The 2,070-nt window shown below is 68.5% G+C and carries 1 protein-coding gene and 1 pseudogene; both read left to right on the top strand.

The genetic code is table 11. From position 1 onward, the window contains the following. Positions 1-538: 538 nt before the first annotated feature. Positions 539-1,099 (top strand): annotated as a pseudogene (locus FJY88_13890) (hypothetical protein). A gap of 158 nt (positions 1,100-1,257) precedes the next feature. After that, positions 1,258-2,049, top strand: a complete 792-nt coding sequence (locus tag FJY88_13885) for a hypothetical protein (protein ID MBM3288417.1) — start codon at positions 1,258-1,260, stop codon at positions 2,047-2,049. Positions 2,050-2,070 lie beyond the last annotated feature (21 nt).

Raw genomic sequence — 2,070 nt, 5'->3', positions numbered from 1 at the left:
GTCGCCGCGATGAGGCGAGGAAGAGCCGGAACTTCGCAGAGGCGGATCGGATTCGCGACGAGCTTCTCTCCCGCGGGATCGTCCTCGAGGACACGCCGGAAGGAACCCGCGCCCGCCGAAAGGGCAAGGAACCAGGCTGTTCCTGAGACCAGGAGATCGAGGGCGAGGAAGAGGGAAAGAAGGAGCGCGAGCGAGAGGCGGTGCGGCCTCCGCGAGAAGACCGGATCGTCTCTGATTCCGCGGCCGCTCGGTTCGCGAGAACCGGTCGACCATTCACCGGTTGGTTGCAGGTTCGAGTCCTGCCCGGGGAGGCGGAGTGTCGCTCTTCGAAGCCCGGGGGGGCGGCTGACAGACTCGGTATCGCTTGGCGGGGACCGGCTGCCGGGCAAGCTGGCGTCTGCAGGGCCGATGGCGGGATGCCGGGGCTCGCCCCGACACCGCTCGACACACCTCCCATCCATTTCCGCGCGACATCCCGGCGTAGGCCCGGATTCTCCCTCGCCGGATCTCGGGATGTGTCTGAAGATCGAGTCCGGGGATGTTGGATCGGCTGCCGGGACCGGGGGCGTCCTGGCGCGGCCTTTGCACCGAGCCCTCCCGGGAGGGATCGGTCATGGCCCCTTCGGCGACGCGACGACGTTCGGGCCTCTATCCGATCCGCCGTCGGATCGCCCCGCATCCAGCCTGGCGCGTCCGCGAATCCGGACCAGCCTACCGCCCGCGCAGGCCCGAGCGGACGGCCTTCTACCAACTCATCGAACACCACTTCGATCGGTACGTCGGGGTCCACGAGGAGCGCTTCGAGCACCGCTACGGGCCGCTCCGCCCCGTCGTCTCTCGTGCGGTGGAAGAGTTCCTGGCGTGCGGGAGGCTCGTGGGCGGCTTCGCACGGATCCGCTGTCCCTCCTGCCGGCGCGAGCACCTTCTCGCCTTCTCCTGCCGGACCCGGAACCTCTGCCCCAGCTGCCAGGCCAAGAGGGCCGCTCTCCTCGCCGAGAAGCTGAGCGAGGAGATCCTCCTTCCGGCTACGCATCGTCACTGGGTCCTGACCATCCCCCGCGTGCTGCGCGGGCTCTTCGAGCGGGAGCGTCGCCTCCTCGGTCTGCTCGCCCGCTCCGCCTACGAGGCGATCCGCCGCGGCTTCGCCGCCCAGACCGACGATCCGAAAGCCCTCCCCGGCGTGGTCGCCTCCGTGCAGACCTTCGGCTCCTTCGCCAACTTCCATCCGCACCTCCACGCCTTGGTCAGTGAAGGAGCGTGGAGACGGGAGGGGAGTTTCTCACCGATTCCCTCCCCGACACGTCCCTCGTCGAGGAGCTCTTTCGGCTTCTCCTGCTCATCGGCCTCCACGAGGCCGAGCGGCTCTCCGAGGAGTTCCTCCTTTCGCTCCTCTCCTGGCGGAGGTCCGGTTTCTCGGTGCATGCCGGAGAGCCTCTCCCGCCCGGCGAACCCCGCCTCGAACGCCTCGCCCGCTCCCTCGCGCGCCCCCCGCTCGCCTTCTCCCAGGTGGAGATCGACTCGGAAGATCGCGTCCATCTCCGCACCCCTCCCCATCCGCGCACGGGCAAGACCGAGATCGTTTTCGATCCCCTCGACTTCGTCCACGCCGTGGTCGCTCAGGTACCCGACCGTGGGCAGCACTTGGTCCGCTACTATGGTGTCTACGCCAACCGAGCCGGGAAGATCTGGAGAAAGAGAATCACGGGAGAGGAAGACAGGAGGAGCACACGCTCGTCTCGTCGCCTCAAATGGGCCGAGCCGCGCGCCGGTTCCCTCCCGCCGGGCGAAGCGGGCACACCCGCTCCCACCTCCCGCCGCGCGAGCTGGGCGAGGCTCCCCAAAAAGGTCTTCGAGGTCGATCCGCTCCTCTGCCCCCGTTGCGGCGCGCGGCTCCAGCTGGTCTCGGTCATCACCGAGCCGGAGGTCGTCGATAAGATTCTCGCTCACAGGAAAAGAACCGGCGCCGAGAATCGGGCGCTCTTCCACGAGCGCGCCCCGCCGGAGGTAAGCGTCCCCTCTCTCCCGAACGCGCACCCACCGACGGTCTGACCGGAGCTCTGCAACCAGAGC

Source organism: Candidatus Eisenbacteria bacterium (assembly GCA_016867495.1).
In the GTDB taxonomy this organism is placed as follows: domain Bacteria; phylum Eisenbacteria; class RBG-16-71-46; order CAIMUX01; family VGJL01; genus VGJL01.
The sequence above is the reverse complement of the archived record's forward strand: the minus strand, read 5'-3'. Positions and strand labels throughout refer to the sequence as shown.